Below are 12,539 nucleotides of genomic sequence, written 5' to 3'. Positions count from 1 at the left end.
TGCGATAAAAACAAAAATTTTCATGTTTGATTTTGCTTCTCTCCTCAACTCTTCATTTCAGCAATAAATTATTTAGTGTAAAATGCCCCGCTTTATTATCTCCAAATACGAGTAGCGCACATGCAAACCAATATGCCAGATATAGCAGACACAGCACCCGCTTTACAAACAGGTAAATTAGACTGGGTTGGCATGGGCGAAATCGAACTGCCATTTATTTTTGAATCGCGAGACTTATCACCGGTAACGGTAAACGCTAAAGCCCGTGCATTTGTTAATTTGCATAAAGAAGATGCCAAAGGCATTCATATGTCACGCCTATTTTTGGCACTTGACCTGCTTTCAACCGAGCAGCAAGTTAATCCGCAAACAATAGCGCAAGCACTCGATACCTTTATAACTAGCCACGAAGGGCTAAGCGATAAAGCACAAATTGAATTTAAATTTGAATTACCGCTCCGCCGTAAATCACTATTAAGTGGTAAAGCGGGCTGGAAAAGCTACCCAGTTGTACTTACCAGTACAATTGAAAATAACATTATTAGCTACGAGCTAACCGTAGATGTTACCTATTCTTCAACGTGCCCATGCTCTGCGGCACTTGCGCGACAGCTTATACAAAACGCGTTTAACGAAAAGTTTAACCAAGAAACCTTAAGCCAAAAAGATGTCCACGAGTGGCTAGGCACTACACAAGGTATTGTAGCGACACCTCACTCGCAGCGCTCTATTGCAAACGTAAAAGTAAAGCTTGATAGCAATATTCAAGAGTTTGACGTTGTGACGCTAATTAATACCCTTGAAGCTGAACTTAAAACGCCTGTACAAGCGGCAGTAAAACGCGAAGACGAGCAAGAATTTGCCCGTTTAAATGGCCAAAACCTTATGTTTTGTGAAGATGCCGCACGTAAAATAAAAGCATTGCTGGAGGATGGTAATTACAGTGACTACTGGCTGCAAATAAACCATTATGAATCACTACATGCACACGATGCTGTAGCTATTGCGGTTAAAGGCATTGAAAGTGGCTACAAAGCTTAATTGCTGCGTAGTTTTACTTTTAAAACAAACGGTATTTATTTTATAACCCATACTTTTTAGGCACGTAAATTGCTTTATTTGAGCAGTGTCAATTTGTTGTTATGGAGTTACCGTATGGAATTCGCTTTATTATTAATCTTAGTGTTAGTTGTCGGGGCCTCTGTTGTTGCGTCAAAATTTAATGACGATGGCGGAAACCCGTATCCTTTTACCCGCAAGCAAACTGTTTTCACTCAGGTTGAAGGCGCTTTTTTAAATCTTCTCGAGCGTGCTGTTGGCGATCAATATAAAGTTGTTAGTCGCGTTAAGTTAATTGACGTTATTGACTGTAAGCAAGGTCTTTCAGTTAAATCTAAACGTGCTGCTTTAGCTAAAGCTAAAAATAAGCAACTCGACTTTGTATTAATCGACAAAGAAAAACTTACTATTGTTGCGGCTGTTGACCTAGTTAACAATGCCAATAAAGATGGCCACAAAGCTCAACGCGACTGGTTTGTAAACGGTGCATTAGAGTCTGCGGGTATTCCACATATTCGTATGAAAGTTAAATCGGGCTACCGTCCTTCTGAAGTACGCGATGCAATTATGTTTAAACTTGGTAAGCCTGCAGCAACACAAACGCAGCGCCCTGTTCGTAATCGCTCACATAAGCCAGCGGTACTTTCACCTTCTCAAGCTAAAGCACAAACAACTGCTTTAGCTGAAATTTAAAAACCAAATTAAATACTCTCCTAAAAAGTATTTAAAGCGAGCTCATAAACAAGCTCGCTTTTTTGTTTTTTATTGCTAACTTCACGTATAATCAAGTGATTCAAACTCAGGAATTAAACATTATGAATGTTGGTATTATTGGCGCAATGGAGCCAGAAGTTAAAATTTTACGTGAAGCGATGCAAAACCCACAAATTTTAACTAAAGCAGGTTTCACTTTTTATACTGGTGAATTGGCTGGTAACACAGTAACACTTGTTCAATCTGGTATTGGTAAAGTAGCATCAACGATTGCAACCACCTTACTGATTGATAACTTCAAACCTGATTGCGTAATTAACACAGGCTCTGCCGGTGGATTCGATCCATCACTAAGTGTTGGCGACGTAGTAATTTCGTCAGAAGTACGTCACCACGATGTAGATGTTACTGCTTTTGGCTACGAAATTGGCCAAGTACCTCAAATGCCAGCAGGCTTTGCAGCTCACCCAAAATTAGTAGAAGCAGCACAACAAACAATCGAACAAATCAGTGATGTTAAAACACTTGTTGGCTTAATTTGTACTGGCGACACCTTCATGTGTGATCCGGTACGTATTGATAAAGCACGCAGTGATTTTCCTACAATGCTTGCCGTTGAAATGGAAGGCGCTTCAATTGCACAAACGTGTTTTACGCTTAACACGCCATTTGTTGTTATTCGCTCAATGTCTGATATTGCAGGTAAAGAGTCACCACAATCATTTGAAGAATACCTAGAAACAGCATCAATCAACTCATCTAAAATGGTTGTCGCACTTTTAGAAAAGCTAACTGCAGTGTCTCTTTAAATGCTTAGCAATATTGTTCAAAACCACTTGGACTTTATTGCCTTCATACTAGCGCTCCTTGCTGAGCGCTTTATTCCTCTTGTTAGCTGGTATCATCCTAATACAGCGTTAAGCGCGGTTTTTAGTGCTATTGGCAAGCGTATATACAAACGCAAAGAACCTAAAAGCTATCAATATTTAGCAGCTATACTCGCAAGCACGCTCATTTTAAGTGTTATTCTCATTATTGTCGTGTTATTGCTTGAGTTTGCTTTTTACCCTGAATTACTCGCAGGTCTTATTTTATACTTATGCTTAGAAAGTAAGAGTATTGATAAAAAAGCGCTCCGTATTGCAAAGCTAACTAAAAAAAATCAAAAATCGACGGCACGCGAATTACTAAAACCACTGCTTGCCCGTGAAGTTAATAGGCTTTCATCTCCTGGTATTATCAAAGCATTAATTGAGAGTTTAATACTGCGCACTGCTCGATACTATTTCGTAGTTATATTTATATTTTTAGCCTTTGGCCCTATTGCTGCTCTCGCCTATCGATTACTTACTTTAATACAACAAGCCTGGCGTAGTGATATATCCCCAAATAGCTACTTTTTAAAACCGCTTAAAATTCTCTTGTTTATTATTGAGTATATTCCAATGCGCTTGCTGGCTTTAACCATTGCAGCAAGTAGAGCGAGCAAACAAAGCATGCACTACGTAAAGCATTACGGCAGGCACTTTTATCAAACTAATACTGGTTGGCTACTCAGTACATGTTCTGCATCACTTGGAGTACAACTAGGCGGGCCTGCGGTTTATTTGGGTACTCGCTTTAATAAAATGCGTATTGGTGCTGATAGACTACCTACCCCCGAGGATGTGCCCGTTATAATTAATAGGTTAAATCAGGCCCGTGCATTTTGGTTGTTAGTAATTGTAAGTATTGAAATATTAAAAGTGATTTAGTGACTATTTAGTGACTACCTCGTAACTATTTACAGACCCAAAATACAAGCACTAAAAAACCAGCCTAGGCTGGTTTTTTAGTTTCATACTGTATTTAAGCTACAGTGATGTTTGCAAACTTACGTTTACCTACTTGGTAAATAGCCGTTGTACCTTTCGCTACTTCAAGTTTGGTATCAGTGATTTTATCTTCACCGTTAAGTTTAACTGCACCTTGCTTAATCATGCGCATTGCTTCTGACGTACTAACTACTAAATTTGCTTCTTTAAGCAAGTTAGCAATTAAAATAGTATCTTCTGCAATAGTGATTGTCAGCTCAGGGATTTCATCTGGTAACGCTTTTTTCTGAAAACGCTGGATAAAATCATCATGTGCACCTTGTGCATCAGCTTCACTATGAAAACGAGCAATTAACTCTTTAGCTAGTTCTATTTTAATATCGCGCGGGTTAGTACCTTGCTCAACACGCTCTTTTTGAGCTGCAATTTCTTCAATAGAAAGCGCGCTTAATAAATCGTAATAACGCCACATTAGCACATCACTAATTGACATTATTTTACCAAACATATCGTTTGGCGCATCAGTAATACCAATGTAATTACCAAGTGACTTAGACATTTTTTGAACGCCGTCAGTACCTTCAAGTAATGGCATCATTAATACTGTTTGCGGCCTTTGGCCTTCAACTTTCTGTAGCTCACGACCCATTAGTAAGTTAAAGCGCTGATCAGTACCACCTAGCTCCACATCAGACTCTAGTGCAACCGAATCCCAACCTTGTACCAGAGGGTATAAAAACTCATGAATTGCAATTGGTTGACCGCTGCCATAACGCTTTTTAAAGTCATCACGTTCAAGCATGCGCGCTACGGTTTGGTTTGCAGCAAGTTTTATCATACCTGCAGCGCCTAACTTTTCCATCCAAGTAGAGTTAAATGCAACAGTGGTTTTAGCAGGGTCGAGAATTTTGAATACTTGTTCTTTATACGTTTCAGCATTGGCTAATACGTCTTCGCGAGTAAGTGGTTTACGCGTTACGTTTTTACCTGTTGGGTCACCAATCATGCCAGTAAAGTCACCAATTAAGAAAATAACCTCATGACCTAGATCCTGAAAGGTTTTCATTTTATTAATTAGTACAGTGTGCCCTAAATGTAAATCAGGTGCTGTAGGATCAAAGCCTGCTTTTATTTTTAGCTTTTTGCCCGACTTTAGTTTTTCAACTAGTTCGTCTTCAATTAATATTTCTTCTGCACCGCGTTTTATCTCTGCTAGAGCGGTTTGTAAATCCACTTTGTATTACTCCAAAATTCTGCCTACGAAGGGGCGACTAGTTACTTGTAATCACGGTTTTTATTAAGGTTTAAACCGAACATATATATGTAGCTAACATAACAAATTTCTATCTAATTAAAATAACTTTTTAAGTTATTAGGGCAACTAAACTAAATGAATTGAGTCTTAGTTAGATAGGACGTTAAAAAAGGCTTTCTACCCCTGATTTTAGCGTAGTTTAAATCTACAAAACACTAGTATTCGCACATTATTAAGTATATCCTGCAATATTACGTATTTATTATCTTGACAGCAGAAAAAGGCACGTTATGGTTCACGTGGTTCACACGCTCCCCAAAAAACACAAATTGCTTATTTTAGGTTTGGTTTCTGCTATTGTTGGCTTAGCCTTTCTTCCTTCTGAAAAAGCCACTGCATCCAAAGACAATAGTGCAAATGCACTAGAAATTGGTAAGCGCTATGAGTTACAAGTTAAAGTTGATGACAACGAAAAATTAACTGAGCTAAATTCAGAGCAAGCAGCAGAAAAGTTACCAGAATACGACTTTGTCGATCATAAAGTTAAAAATGGCGACAATTTAGCAATTATCTTTAAGCGTGCTGGTTTTTCAGCTCAAACGCTTCATAAACTAATTAACACTAATGCAGAGACTCGCAAGCTAACTAAAATTCATCCAGGTGAAGTACTCAGTTTTGCTACTGCTGAAGATGGCTCTTTGGCTCAACTGCGTTATGTAATTTCAAAAACAGATACTTTATTTGTTACCTTAAACGACGAAGGTAATTACGATACAGCTATCGATAGTAAAGAAATTGAAACGCTAACTAAAACCGCTGGCGGCGAAATATCTAATAACTTTTGGACTTCAGCAATTGCGGCAGGTTTAAGCGAGCGCCAAATAATGAACTTTGCTGACATATTTGGTTGGGATGTTGATTTTGCAAATGATATTCGTAAAGGCGATTTATTTGGCTTAATTTACGAATCTCATTATGTTGATGGCGAGTTTATTGGTACCGGTAAAATTATTGCCGCTGAATTTGTAAACCAAGGTCAGCGCTTTGCAGCGATTCGCCATACCGACGGCAATTTTTATACGCCTGAAGGGCGTAGCATGAAAAAAGCCTTTTTACGTGCACCTGTAAGCTTTAAGTATATTAGTTCTAGCTTTAATCCTAAGCGACTTCATCCTGTTACTGGGCAAGTTAGAGCGCACCGTGGTATCGACTTTGCAGCACGCACTGGCACACCAGTAGTCGCATCAGGTAACGGTAAGGTAGTTAAAGCGGGTTACAGCAAGTACAACGGTAACTACGTATTTATCAGCCATGGCACACAATATGTAACTAAGTACTTACACCTAAATAAGAAACTAGTTAAAACAGGCCAAAAAGTTAAACAGGGCCAACAAATTGGTACTGTAGGTTCTACTGGTCGTGTTACTGGGGCGCATTTACACTATGAGTTTTTAGTAAATGGCGTTCATCGTAATCCTAAAACCGTTAAGCTTCCTAAGTCAGAGCCATTACCTCGCTCAGAACTGGCTAAGTTTAAACCGATTGCAGATAACTTTATTGCCCAACTTGAGCGCAATCGCGAGCTACAGTTAGCACTAAAATAAAGCTTATTAATAAACATTAAAAAAGCCTTTGCAGGTTAAATCTGCAGAGGCTTTTTTGTATACGCTATCAACCATCAATTCATTAATACATAAATGAGCTGAATAACTAAAGATACCATCACTAGCGGCCAAATATATTTACGGTATTTGGTTGCGCCATCAAGCCCTATTTTACTTTGATATTTTTCAAGTAATGGAATGAGTATCGCCAGCGCGACAAACAATCCAATTAAAATAACGAATATATTCATATTAGCGCCCTACTTATGGTAGCTCATGCCCTTTAGCGCTTACATAAAGTGCATACCAATGCTCACGAGTTAGCTCTACGTTGACAGCATCACAAGAGGCTTTAATACGCTTGGCATTAGTTGTTCCAATAATAGGCTGAATAGATGCGGGGTGGCGAAGTAACCAGGCAATTACAATCGCCTCAGCAGAAGTATCATAAAGTGCAGCCAGTTTATTAACTAAAAGACTGGTGTTTATATCGGCCTGCGATGCGTTTGATAAATCACTACCACTGTATAAACCTTGGCATAAACTGCCCCAGCTTTGAATTTGAATTTCAAAATGGCGACAGTACTCAATACTACCTGGTGTAAAATTAAGATCTTTACCGTCACTGTTACCGGCATATACACCTTCATCAACAAACTGATGCTTTTGCAAACTAGCCTCAATTTGATTAGCCACAATAGGCATATCAAGTGCGTGCTGTAAAAAATTCATTTGGTGCTGCTGCATATTAGATACTGCAAAATTGCGCACTTTACCGCTTTCTTTTAAGCAACTAAATATACGAGCAATTTCGTTAACTTCCATGAGAGGATCAGGACGATGTAGCATAAGTACGTCTAAATACTCTGTATTTAATCGCTTCAAGGATGCTTCAACTGATTGCTCAATCCACTTAGCCGAAAAATCATAGCGCTTTGGTCCTAAGTCATCTTCAAAACGAATCCCACACTTAGATTGAATATACATGTGCTCTCTAAGCTCTGGTCGCTCACTTAATGCTTGACCAAAAACCTGCTCAGCTTTACCAAAAGTATAAATATCAGCATGGTCAAAAAAGTTAATGCCACCTTCAATAGCATTATCTATACATTCATGAGTTTGCTTAACATGTGCATCAGTAATTGCGTCTTTATTCCAACCGCCGCCCAGACCCATGCATCCGAATACAAGTTTACTAACATGAGGTAAGTGCTTTGCTAAAGGTGTGTGAAGCATGATAACTATCCTTAAAATTTTGAAGAGCTGTTACTGTAAACAAAAAGCGCTGAACAAGAAACCATTTAGCGGCGAAGAAATTAAGAACAAAAAAAAGCGCAGTAAACTGCGCTAATCGGTTGGATTAAAATTAATTTAACCAACAAGTGCTAATAAAATACCCGCAGCAACTGCACTACCAAGAACGCCCGCAACATTTGGTCCCATTGCATGCATAAGTAAAAAGTTATGAGGATTACTTTCAAGGCCTACTTTGTTTACTACTCGTGCCGCCATTGGCACAGCCGATACACCTGCCGCCCCTATTAATGGGTTTATAGGTGTTTTAGATATGCGATTAAGTCCTTTTGCCATAAATACGCCAGATGCCGTACCAATTGCAAACGCGAGTGCGCCAAGTACTAAAATACCAATCGTCTCAACAGTTAAAAACTTATCTGCAGCAAGCTTTGAGCCTACAGCTAAGCCTAAAAATATAGTTGTAACATTGATGATTTCGTTTTGAGCACTGTTACTTAATCTATCAACAACACCTGACTCTCGCATTAAGTTACCTAAACAAAACATACCTACCAGCGGTATAGCAGCCGGTAAAAACATAGCCGTTAAGCTAAGCACCATAAGAGGGAAAATAATCTTTTCCTTTTTAGATACTTTACGAAGCTCTGGCATTTTTATTTTACGTTCTTCTGGAGTTGTTAACGCACGCATAATTGGCGGCTGAATAATTGGCACAAGTGCCATGTATGAGTATGCAGCTACCGCTATTGCACCAAGTAAATCAGGTGCCAGTTTTGACGCTAAAAATATTGCAGTAGGTCCATCTGCTCCACCTATAATCGCAATAGCCGATGCATCCTGTAAAGTAAACTCAAAGCCTGGCACATAGTTTAATAATATCGCACCAAACAGAGTCGCAAAAATACCAAACTGTGCAGCCGCACCTAATAGCAACATACGTGGATTAGCAATAAGCGCACTAAAATCGGTTAGCGCCCCTACTCCCATAAATATCAATAACGGAAAAATCCCCGTATCAATACCCACATAATAAACGTAGTACAAAAGCCCACCAGGGTCTGACAATCCTGCCACTGGTACATTTGTTAAAATCGCACCAAAACCAATAGGTAGTAATAATAGTGGTTCAAAGCCTTTAGCTATCGCTAAAAACAGTAATAAACACCCTACCGTAATCATTATTAACGATGGGATTGTAAAGTTAGCAATGCCTGTCGCATTCCAGAGGTTTAAAATACCGTCCATCCTCTATTTACTCCTAAGCTAATGCAATCATAGCGTCGCCGGTAGTTACAGCATCGCCTTCACTAACTAACACTTCAGCAATTGTTCCGGTATGCGTAGCGCGTATTTCAGTTTCCATTTTCATGGCTTCCATAATAATCACTACATCGCCTTCGTTAACAACTTGCCCAGCTTTTACTTTAATCTTAAAAATATTACCGGCTAGAGGTGCGTTAAGCGTTTCGCCTGATGCTACCGAAGCCGACTGGGGAATGTGCTCAGAGTCTTTTAAGGTTACTTCTTTAAGTTCACCACCTTGCGCCACTACTACGTCGTAAACTTTACCATCTACTTTTACGCTGTACTGCTCAGCTTTTACGCTGTTATTATTTGATCCCGATTTTGGTGCTGCCTTATTACTCTTATCTTCAACGGTAGGAATAGGCTCAAATGCATCTGGGTTGTTGCGGTTTTTAATAAACTTCAAACCAACTTGTGGAAACAATGCATAAGTTAGTACATCATCAATTTGATCATCAGCAAGTGTTAAACCTTGCTCTTGCGCTTCTTTTAATAATTCAGCTTCAAGCGTTGCAAGCTCTGGTGCAATGTTATCTGCAGGGCGACAAGTAATAACCTCAGCTCCATCAAGCACACGCTCTTGTAGCTCTTTATTCATTGGTGCTGGTGTTAAGCCATATTCACCTTTTAATACGCCAGCAGTTTCTTTAGTGATTGTTTTATAACGCTCACCCGTAAGCACGTTAAGTACTGCTTGAGTACCTACAATTTGCGACGTGGGTGTTACTAAAGGTAAAAAGCCAAGATCTTCACGTACACGTGGGATCTCAAGTAAAACTTCATTAAGCTTATCTGCCGCGCCTTGCTCTTTAAGTTGGTTTTCCATGTTTGTAAGCATGCCACCAGGTACTTGAGCTAGTAAAATACGACCATCAACCCCTTTTAAGCTACCTTCAAATGCCGCATATTTTTTACGTACATCTCTAAAGTAAGCAGCAATTTCTTCTAGGTGATTTAAATCAAGGTCAGTATCGCGCTCGGTACCTTCAACTATCGATACAATAGTTTCAGTAGCAGTGTGTCCGTAAGTCATACTCATAGATGAAATAGCGGTATCAAGCATATCAATGCCTGCATCAATCGCTTTTTGATAAGTCGCAGTACTTAAACCCGTTGTAGCATGGCACTGCATAGCAATAGGAACCGATACAGTTTCTTTAAGTGCTTTAATTAGTTTTTCAGCATCGTATGGCTTTAATAAACCCGCCATATCTTTAATACAAATTGAGTGACAACCTAAATCTTCTAATTGCTTAGCAAGAGTTAGCCACATTTCAAGCGTATGAACAGGGCTAACTGTATACGAAATAGTACCTTGAGCGTGTGCGCCTACTTTTATAGCCGCTTTAATCGCTGTTTCAAGGTTGCGTACATCGTTCATTGCATCGAATATACGAAATACGTCAACGCCATTTTTGTGTGCGCGTTCTACAAATTTTTCAACTACGTCATCAGCGTAATGGCGGTAACCCAATAGGTTTTGACCGCGTAATAGCATTTGCTGTTTAGTATTAGGCATCGCTTTTTTAAGCGCACGAATACGCTCCCAAGGATCTTCGCCTAAATAACGAATACACGAATCAAATGTAGCACCGCCCCACGATTCAATAGACCAATAACCTGCATCATCTAGCTTGCTAGCAATAGGTAGCATATCGTCTAAGCGCATACGTGTTGCGAGCAATGATTGGTGCGCATCGCGTAATACCAATTCTGTTAATTTTAATTTAGCCATGTGTGTGCCCCTTATTTGTTATTTGATTTGTACTGAGCAATGGCAGCACTAATAGCAGCGATGTGCTCATTAGGCACACCTTGAGATTTAAAAGACGGTGATTTAGCTGGTGATGCCTCTGGTTCGCTAAAGCGCGTCACCAAATTAGACATAAGCGTTACTGCACCAATTAATATCGACAGAAATACAAACACCCCAACCATACCAGTTAGCATTAAGCTACCAGCCGTTGTGAGTAGAGCACCTATATCCATTTTTCTCCCCCTTGAAACCCATATCGAAAATAAAAAATCGATTTAATTAAATATTTATTCACTGGATGATAACAAAACTAGTCGCTTTGTCTACATCTTGTAAATTGGTAAAACCAATTAAACTATAAACAACATAACACTCAACTTATTTACATGCCATAACCCAGCAACCATGCGCCCTACAATACACGTAGGAAATAACGACTATAGCTAATAGTTATATAGAAGTTGTTAATTAACTATTCAACTTAATAAAAATACACACCAAACTTTATAATAAGTACAAAAACACGCACCAATTGTTAATTGGTCTTACCAAAAAATTTATTCTCAGTAGATTTTTGCCAGCAATTTGTAACAGTGTGAATAACTTACATAACAAAGCGTAAAAGTTACTAACTAACAAATAACTAAACACATAACCAAAAAACATAAGTCATTGATATTAATAAAAAATAAACTTTGGCATGTAACTGGCATTAGTTATTATGAGCAAATTTGATAACCAAGGAGAAAACAATGTTACGCTGGACAATTACATTTTTAGTTATTGCTTTAATCGCTGCAGTGTTAGGTTTTGGTGGCATCGCAGGTGCCGCAGCTGGTATAGCAAAAATTATATTTTTTATCTTTTTAGTACTTTTAGTGATTTCATTAGTTTCAGGTGCACTACGTGGTAAATCGCCCAGGTAGATAAAGCATTCAACTAACACACTAAAATTTAATTAAAACTTACAAGGAATTACATTATGAATTCAACAACTGTAAAAGCAGCACTAATCGGTCTATTCGCAAGTTTTTTCATCATGGGTTGTGAAGACAACCATGCAGAAGACGCAGGCGAACGTATTGACGAAGCAGTAACTGACGTGCAAAACAAAGTAGAAGATGCATGTGAAAATGTTAAAGAAGGCGTAAACGCTGAAGAAACTAACTGTTAATTCTTCTTTTATCGCTAAAAAACGGCCTTAGGGCCGTTTTTTTGTGTCTGTAATAAAATCGCTGACTATAAAGCTGCTCATTTAGCGATTAGCTTGTTAAAATAAAAAAAACGATATTTAAAGCAAGGCAATATGGCATTTACAACAACCTACACGCTAGATAAACCCTACTTTTATGAGTGCTTTGATGAGTCACTCCCGTACAGTAAACGCGCCAAACCTAAGTACTTTTTACTTGTACTACTGGTTGCGCTTGGTTTATTTGGCATTTATGTTTTAAACGATCATTACTTAGGATCGTTTATGATCATGCTAGGTGTACTAGAGTGCGTCGCTTTTTACTATCGCAGACCTTGGTGGGTAACCAGACAAATGCTCAGCAGAGCATCAGGCTCAGAAGTAACACTTACCTTTGATGAAGAAGGTATTAAATCGGCTAATCATTACAAAAGCTTTCAGCTAACTTGGCAAGACATAAGCGAAGTAATAGATACGCAGCAAGGTATTATTATTAAAAATAAAAGCGGCATGCAGTATATTTCAAAACAAATATTAACCCCAGAAACACTCGCTTTTATAAACAAAAAAGCCACTCAGTGAG

The 12,539-nt window shown here is 38.8% G+C and carries 14 protein-coding genes; 8 read left to right on the top strand and 6 right to left on the bottom strand.

Going from position 1 to position 12,539, the window contains the following annotated elements:
* Window positions 1–120: 120 nt before the first annotated feature.
* The 4 genes from folE2 to ampE all read left to right on the top strand — a co-directional run bounded on the left by folE2 (window position 121) and on the right by ampE (window position 3,527).
* Window positions 121–1,041, top strand: coding sequence for a GTP cyclohydrolase FolE2 (folE2, locus tag WNY79_RS10115; RefSeq protein WP_076925249.1), 921 nt, complete (start codon window positions 121–123; stop codon window positions 1,039–1,041).
* Between the two features lie 114 nt (window positions 1,042–1,155).
* Entirely contained in the window at window positions 1,156–1,752 is a 597-nt protein-coding gene (locus WNY79_RS10110; RefSeq protein WP_024600757.1) for a DUF2726 domain-containing protein, read from the top strand.
* Window positions 1,753–1,874: 122 nt separating this feature from the next.
* Window positions 1,875–2,582 (top strand): 5'-methylthioadenosine/S-adenosylhomocysteine nucleosidase, encoded by a 708-nt coding sequence (mtnN, locus tag WNY79_RS10105; RefSeq protein WP_024607949.1) that lies wholly within the window; start codon window positions 1,875–1,877, stop codon window positions 2,580–2,582.
* The gene (gene ampE, locus WNY79_RS10100; RefSeq protein WP_342875787.1) at window positions 2,583–3,527 is read left to right on the top strand and encodes a regulatory signaling modulator protein AmpE; all 945 of its coding nucleotides are present in this window, start codon (window positions 2,583–2,585) and stop codon (window positions 3,525–3,527) included.
* A 94-nt stretch (window positions 3,528–3,621) separates the two neighbouring features.
* Here the strand turns inward: ampE and tyrS are convergent, their stop codons facing one another.
* Window positions 3,622–4,821, bottom strand: a complete 1,200-nt coding sequence (gene tyrS, locus WNY79_RS10095; RefSeq protein ID WP_076925247.1) for a tyrosine--tRNA ligase — start codon at window positions 4,819–4,821, stop codon at window positions 3,622–3,624.
* Between the two features lie 311 nt (window positions 4,822–5,132).
* Between tyrS and WNY79_RS10090 the strand changes: the two genes are divergently transcribed.
* Window positions 5,133–6,446 carry a peptidoglycan DD-metalloendopeptidase family protein gene (locus WNY79_RS10090; protein WP_024600761.1) on the top strand — a complete coding sequence of 438 codons (1,314 nt, stop codon included), beginning with the start codon at window positions 5,133–5,135 and terminating at the stop codon, window positions 6,444–6,446.
* 74 nt (window positions 6,447–6,520) lie between these two features.
* On the opposite strand, the gene WNY79_RS10085 is transcribed toward WNY79_RS10090, so the two are convergent.
* From WNY79_RS10085 to WNY79_RS10065, 5 genes are all read right to left on the bottom strand, one after another.
* A complete protein-coding gene (locus WNY79_RS10085; protein ID WP_342875786.1) occupies window positions 6,521–6,697 on the bottom strand; it encodes a hypothetical protein in 177 nt (58 codons plus the stop codon).
* 13 nt (window positions 6,698–6,710) lie between these two features.
* Window positions 6,711–7,682, bottom strand: coding sequence for an aldo/keto reductase (locus WNY79_RS10080; protein WP_342875785.1), 972 nt, complete (start codon window positions 7,680–7,682; stop codon window positions 6,711–6,713).
* 135 nt (window positions 7,683–7,817) lie between these two features.
* Window positions 7,818–8,948, bottom strand: a complete 1,131-nt coding sequence (locus WNY79_RS10075; protein ID WP_342875784.1) for a sodium ion-translocating decarboxylase subunit beta — start codon at window positions 8,946–8,948, stop codon at window positions 7,818–7,820.
* Between the two features lie 13 nt (window positions 8,949–8,961).
* Window positions 8,962–10,743, bottom strand: a complete 1,782-nt coding sequence (gene oadA / locus WNY79_RS10070; RefSeq protein ID WP_342875783.1) for a sodium-extruding oxaloacetate decarboxylase subunit alpha — start codon at window positions 10,741–10,743, stop codon at window positions 8,962–8,964.
* 11 nt (window positions 10,744–10,754) lie between these two features.
* The gene (locus WNY79_RS10065; RefSeq protein ID WP_076925244.1) at window positions 10,755–10,997 is read right to left on the bottom strand and encodes an OadG family transporter subunit; all 243 of its coding nucleotides are present in this window, start codon (window positions 10,995–10,997) and stop codon (window positions 10,755–10,757) included.
* A gap of 519 nt (window positions 10,998–11,516) precedes the next feature.
* Between WNY79_RS10065 and WNY79_RS10060 the strand changes: the two genes are divergently transcribed.
* From WNY79_RS10060 to WNY79_RS10050, 3 genes are all read left to right on the top strand, one after another.
* The gene (locus WNY79_RS10060) at window positions 11,517–11,690 is read left to right on the top strand and encodes a DUF1328 family protein (protein ID WP_002961939.1); all 174 of its coding nucleotides are present in this window, start codon (window positions 11,517–11,519) and stop codon (window positions 11,688–11,690) included.
* A 56-nt stretch (window positions 11,691–11,746) separates the two neighbouring features.
* Window positions 11,747–11,938, top strand: a complete 192-nt coding sequence (locus WNY79_RS10055; protein WP_007378921.1) for a hypothetical protein — start codon at window positions 11,747–11,749, stop codon at window positions 11,936–11,938.
* 132 nt (window positions 11,939–12,070) lie between these two features.
* Window positions 12,071–12,538, top strand: coding sequence for a YcxB family protein (locus WNY79_RS10050; protein ID WP_007583811.1), 468 nt, complete (start codon window positions 12,071–12,073; stop codon window positions 12,536–12,538).
* Window position 12,539: the final 1 nt, after the last annotated feature.

Source organism: Pseudoalteromonas sp. AS84 (genome assembly GCF_038900255.1).
In the GTDB taxonomy this organism is placed as follows: domain Bacteria; phylum Pseudomonadota; class Gammaproteobacteria; order Enterobacterales; family Alteromonadaceae; genus Pseudoalteromonas.
Note: the sequence above shows the minus strand (reverse complement) of the source record. Positions and strands in the feature narration are given on the sequence as shown.

Excerpts from the sequence above, each read along its gene's own strand:
- folE2 (WP_076925249.1), top strand. The coding sequence starts at position 121 with ATGCAAACCAATATGCCAGATATAGCAGACACAGCACCCGCTTTACAA.
- WNY79_RS10110 (WP_024600757.1), top strand. The coding sequence starts at position 1,156 with ATGGAATTCGCTTTATTATTAATCTTAGTGTTAGTTGTCGGGGCCTCT.
- mtnN (WP_024607949.1), top strand. The coding sequence starts at position 1,875 with ATGAATGTTGGTATTATTGGCGCAATGGAGCCAGAAGTTAAAATTTTA.
- ampE (WP_342875787.1), top strand. The coding sequence starts at position 2,583 with ATGCTTAGCAATATTGTTCAAAACCACTTGGACTTTATTGCCTTCATA.
- WNY79_RS10090 (WP_024600761.1), top strand. The coding sequence starts at position 5,133 with ATGGTTCACGTGGTTCACACGCTCCCCAAAAAACACAAATTGCTTATT.
- WNY79_RS10085 (WP_342875786.1), bottom strand. The coding sequence starts at position 6,697 with ATGAATATATTCGTTATTTTAATTGGATTGTTTGTCGCGCTGGCGATA.
- WNY79_RS10080 (WP_342875785.1), bottom strand. The coding sequence starts at position 7,682 with ATGCTTCACACACCTTTAGCAAAGCACTTACCTCATGTTAGTAAACTT.
- WNY79_RS10075 (WP_342875784.1), bottom strand. The coding sequence starts at position 8,948 with ATGGACGGTATTTTAAACCTCTGGAATGCGACAGGCATTGCTAACTTT.
- oadA (WP_342875783.1), bottom strand. The coding sequence starts at position 10,743 with ATGGCTAAATTAAAATTAACAGAATTGGTATTACGCGATGCGCACCAA.
- WNY79_RS10065 (WP_076925244.1), bottom strand. The coding sequence starts at position 10,997 with ATGGATATAGGTGCTCTACTCACAACGGCTGGTAGCTTAATGCTAACT.
- WNY79_RS10060 (WP_002961939.1), top strand. The coding sequence starts at position 11,517 with ATGTTACGCTGGACAATTACATTTTTAGTTATTGCTTTAATCGCTGCA.
- WNY79_RS10055 (WP_007378921.1), top strand. The coding sequence starts at position 11,747 with ATGAATTCAACAACTGTAAAAGCAGCACTAATCGGTCTATTCGCAAGT.
- WNY79_RS10050 (WP_007583811.1), top strand. The coding sequence starts at position 12,071 with ATGGCATTTACAACAACCTACACGCTAGATAAACCCTACTTTTATGAG.